Annotated in this window: 4 protein-coding genes; 1 reads left to right on the forward strand and 3 read right to left on the reverse strand. The window is 74.8% G+C overall.

Annotated elements, in window-relative coordinates; all coding sequences use genetic code 11:
* Window positions 1–223 precede the first annotated feature (223 nt).
* A complete protein-coding gene (locus tag ACTUAL_RS05250; RefSeq protein ID WP_232519677.1) occupies window positions 224–1162 on the reverse strand; it encodes a gamma-glutamylcyclotransferase family protein in 939 nt (312 codons plus the stop codon).
* 243 nt (window positions 1163–1405) lie between these two features.
* Window positions 1406–1783: a winged helix-turn-helix transcriptional regulator gene (locus ACTUAL_RS05255; protein ID WP_041837307.1), complete on the reverse strand. Its 378-nt coding sequence runs from the start codon at window positions 1781–1783 to the stop codon at window positions 1406–1408.
* A gap of 95 nt (window positions 1784–1878) precedes the next feature.
* On the opposite strand from ACTUAL_RS05255, the gene ACTUAL_RS05260 reads away from it, so the two are divergent.
* The gene (locus ACTUAL_RS05260; protein ID WP_440899452.1) at window positions 1879–2694 is read left to right on the forward strand and encodes an SDR family oxidoreductase; all 816 of its coding nucleotides are present in this window, start codon (window positions 1879–1881) and stop codon (window positions 2692–2694) included.
* A 67-nt stretch (window positions 2695–2761) separates the two neighbouring features.
* On the opposite strand, the gene ACTUAL_RS05265 is transcribed toward ACTUAL_RS05260, so the two are convergent.
* Entirely contained in the window at window positions 2762–3751 is a 990-nt protein-coding gene (locus tag ACTUAL_RS05265) for a LysR family transcriptional regulator (protein WP_440899453.1), read from the reverse strand.
* Window positions 3752–4134: the final 383 nt, after the last annotated feature.

Here is a 4134-nt window from a genome sequence, read left to right on the forward strand (position 1 = left end):
GGCCAGCGCCACCCCGCACACCGCGATCAGCCGTCGCCTCATGTCCCACCTCCAGAGTCGGATGCTGCTGGAGGAGGACGTACCCGGTGCCCGCTCCGGTGGCCCCTGACGGGGGAGATTCACCGGATCGGGCCTACGCCGGACGCGGGCGACTCGATCTCACACCTTCGTGCGGCCCGAGCGGTCGACGCTGGTCACGGTCCGCTTCCAGGGGGCGCCACCGTCACACCCACCCCTCCGGCAGCTCCGCGAACCCGTCGACCGGCCCGCGCCACAGGTACGTCCAGCACACCCGCCCGTCCGGCAGGGTCACCCGGACCCGCCGGTACTCGTCGCCCTCGTACTCGTCCAGCACCGGCAGCGCCTCCTCCGGCGAGGTCAGCCGCAGCACGTGGCCCGGCACGTTCGCGACCCCGCCGCCGGGGCGCAGCGCCGGGTAGCCGAGCCCGGTGTCGTGCAGCGTCCCGGACGCCCGCGCGGGCTCGGGCGAGCCGCTGGTGAGGGGCTCGACGAGCCCCCACGCGCTCTGCCCCGGCTGGAGCGTGCCGTAGACGAACAGGCGGTCCGGCCACTCGTCGGGCGCCGGGTAGCCGTGGACCGGGGTGACGTCGAGACCGTCGTCGGGCGCGGGCCGCCCGCCGAGCCAGCGCGCCCCCACCTGGTCGACCTCGGCGCAGCGCACCGGCTCACCGGCCGACAGCAGCGGCATCCGCCTGCGGCCCGCGCCGGTGTAGGCGAGCACCGAGTCGACCACCGAGCCGTCGAACAGGGTCACCCGGCCGCTGTGCACGCGGACCAGCCGGTAGCGCAGCCCGCGCCCCTCGCAGCGGTCCAGCACGCGCAGCTGCTCGGCGGTGGCGAACCAGACCGCGTGCTCCTCGGTGACGTCCGGCATGGCGGCCAGGGTCGCGGGCCGCTGCCCGTCGACCTTGCGCAGGCCCGAGGCCCACACCGCCGCCAGCCCCTCGCACCTGGCGCGCAGCACCACCGCGGGACCGGTGAGACCGAGCTCCTCGCGCAACCAGGTGACCTTGGCGGGGTTGGCGTTGGACCCGTAGGCCAGCACCGGGGTCCGCTCCGCCATCGGCGGCTCGCCGTGCCCGGCCAGCCACTCGTCCAGGTCCACCCCGTCGGGGGAAACCCGCCACCCCGAGTCAGTCATCGGGTCCGGGTCTACCGGCCAACCCGCCCCGTCCAGGTGAACGAAGCAGGCACCCGGCCGAGCGCCGGGGTAGGGCTCCGCGGGGTGCCGGTCGTCCGTGAAGGGCAGGGCCAGTGCCGCCCCGCCCGCCGTGTGCTTCCGTCTGCCGCCCATACGACCTCCAGTGGTTCCGACCACCCGGTTCCGCGCAGACCCCAACGACCCCGCCGAACCGGTTCAGAACTCACGGGGCCGTCGCACCCGTCACACGGTGGTCCCCGCGCGCTTGGCGTCGTAGGCGTCCCTGGCGGCGCACAGGTCGGGGAGGTTGTCCTCGATCCAGTCGTAGAGGCCGCGCACCCGCGCGGCGAGCTGCGCGCCCGCCGGGGTGAGGGAGTAGTCGACGTGCGGGGGGATCACGGGGTGGACCTCGCGCAGCACCAGGCCGTCGCGCTCCAGCGCCTGCAGGGTCTGGGCCAGCATCTTCTCGCTGACGCCCACGACCGCCCTGCGCAGCTCGCTGAACCGCAGCTTGCCCTCCAGGAGCTTGCCGAGGACCAACCCGCCCCACTGGCTCGTGGCGTGGCTGGCGATCTGCCGGGAGGGGCAGTTGCGGTCGTACACGTCACCCGTCGTCGCCATGCCGTCCACGTTACCTGCATCCTTCCGCCGAGGTAAGTACCCGACAAAATAGTGGGTACTTACGAAAAGTGAGCTTCGATTCCTACCGTGGTCGCATGACCACGCTGATCACCGGGGCCACCGGCCACCTGGGCGCCCTCATCGCCGACCACGTCCTCACCCGCATCCCCGCCTCGGAGCTGGCCGTCTCGACCCGCTCGCCGGAGAAGGCCGAGGCGCTCGCCGCGCGCGGCGTCGACGTGCGCAAGGCCGACTTCGACGACGCCGAGTCGCTGCGCGCGGCGTTCGCGGGCGTGGACCGGCTCGTGCTGGTGTCGGCGGACGGGCCGGACCGGGTCGCGCAGCACACCCGCGCGGTGGAGGCCGCCAAGGCCGCGGGCGTGGCGTTCATCGCCTACACGAGCGTGGTGGACGCCGACACGTCCCCGCTCTCCCTCGCCCCCGACCACGCGGCGACCGAGCGGGTCATCCGCGAGTCCGGGATCGCGTTCGCGTTCCTGCGCAACGGCATGTACCACGAGAACTACACCCAGGCGCTGGGCCACGGGGTCGTCGCGCACGCCGCCGGTGACGGCCGCAACGCCAGCGCCTCCCGCGACGACCTGGCCGAGGCCGCCGCGATCGTGGTGACCGGCGAGGGCCACGAGGGCAAGGTCTACGAGCTGACCGGGCCGAGCGCGTGGACGTTCGCCGAGCTGGCCGCGCTGTCCGGCGACGAGGCGAAGCCGGTGACGGCGCAGGAGCGGATCGCCGGGCTGGTCGGGTTCGGGCTGCCCGACTTCGTGGCGGAGCTGCTGACGGACATCGAGGTCGCCATCGGCCGGGGCGCGCTGGAGCGCGTCACCGACGACCTGCCGACCCTGCTGGGCCGCCCGGCCACCCCGATCGCCGACGCGGTCGAGAACCGCTGATCACACCCCCCTGGCCCCGGAGCACCGCCGGGGCCGGGGGACGTCCGGCCCGGCGTGGGCGAGGGGTTCACGCCGGGTCGACCAGCAGCGCCGTGTCCAGCTCGGCGTGGGCCTCGGGGTGGTCGGCCCACCACTTCTCGAACTCCGGGTTCCTCGGCAGCAGCGCCCGGTACGCCCGCGCCGCGCAGGCGTAGACCTCGTGGGCCCGGCCCGCGACCGGGCCGTCGCGGCGGGTCGCCACCAGGACGTCGATCAGCAGCGGCGAGCCCTTGAGCGGTTTGACCACGATGCCGTCGCCGCCCCGCGACTGCGGGAGCGCGAAGCACACCGCGCCGCTGGCGACGAGCCCGCGCGCGCTGCTGGCCTCGTTGGCGTGGTGGGTGAACCGGGGCGTGAACCCGGCGCCCGCGCACGCGGCGACGATCTGCAGCCGGTTGCCGATGAACTGGTCGGGCGGGGTGACCCAGTCGCGGTCGGCCAGCTCGGCGAGGTCGACCTCGTCCTGCCCGGCGAGCCGGTCCCACTCGGGCAGCGCCACGAAGTGCGGTTCGCTCACCAGCCTGCGCACCTCGACGCCGCGCAGCTCGCGGGTGTCCAGGCCCTCGAACCAGTCGAGCACCGCCACGTGGAACTGGCCCGCGACCAGCTTCTCCAGCAGCTCGGACCCGCCCTGCATGGTCTCGGTGCGGATCTCGACGCCGGGAACGGCGCGGCGCAGCTCGGTGACGAGGTCGCCGAAGAACAGCGTCGGCACGCTCCCCACCAGCAGCGGCCCCCGGTCGGCCCCCGAGCTGCGCTCCCTGGCCAGCCGCACCAGCCCGCCGACCTCGTCCAGCACGAGCCTGGCCGAGGCGACGACCTGCCTGCCCAGCTCGGTGGGCACGCTGCCGCCGGGCGTGCGCTCGAACAGCCTGCCGCCGACGATCCGCTCGACCGTGCGCAGCTGGGCGCTCATGGCGGGCTGGGTGAGGCCGAGCCGCGAGGCGGCCTTGGTCAGGCTGCCCTCCTCTGCGATCGCGCACACCGCGCGCAGGTGGCGCAGCTCCAAGTCGGGCATAACTACCGCGTATCCCCTTTCCGGATGCCCTCCGGCGCGGGCGGGCGGGACATAGTGGTCCTGTCCCGGCGACCCACCCCGAGGAGGAGCAGGTGCGGCAGGAGCAGACGCGCGGCAGCCGGACCAGGCGCAACCAGATCCAGCGCGCCGTCCGGATCGGATAAGGGCTTCGGCGGTCCCCCTCCGCCGCGCGCCCGCGCCCCCGCTGACGCGGGCGGGACGTGCGGGCGGCCGGGAGGGGGACGAGCCGTCGCGGGGCGCCAGCGCCCCGCTGTCCGGGCCGCCCGCCGTGCCTGCGGAGAAACGGCGGGTGGCCTGGGGCAGCCGTGCCGAACCACCCTGCCGGCAGTCGGGGGTGGGGCGGCAGCGGCGGATGGCCGATC

This window comes from Actinosynnema sp. (assembly GCF_052038725.1).

Coding starts and splice junctions, on each gene's coding strand:
- ACTUAL_RS05250 (WP_232519677.1), bottom strand. CDS start 1,162: ATGACTGACTCGGGGTGGCGGGTTTCCCCCGACGGGGTGGACCTGGAC.
- ACTUAL_RS05260 (WP_440899452.1), top strand. CDS start 1,879: ATGACCACGCTGATCACCGGGGCCACCGGCCACCTGGGCGCCCTCATC.
- ACTUAL_RS05265 (WP_440899453.1), bottom strand. CDS start 3,751: ATGCCCGACTTGGAGCTGCGCCACCTGCGCGCGGTGTGCGCGATCGCA.
- ACTUAL_RS05255 (WP_041837307.1), bottom strand. CDS start 1,783: ATGGCGACGACGGGTGACGTGTACGACCGCAACTGCCCCTCCCGGCAG.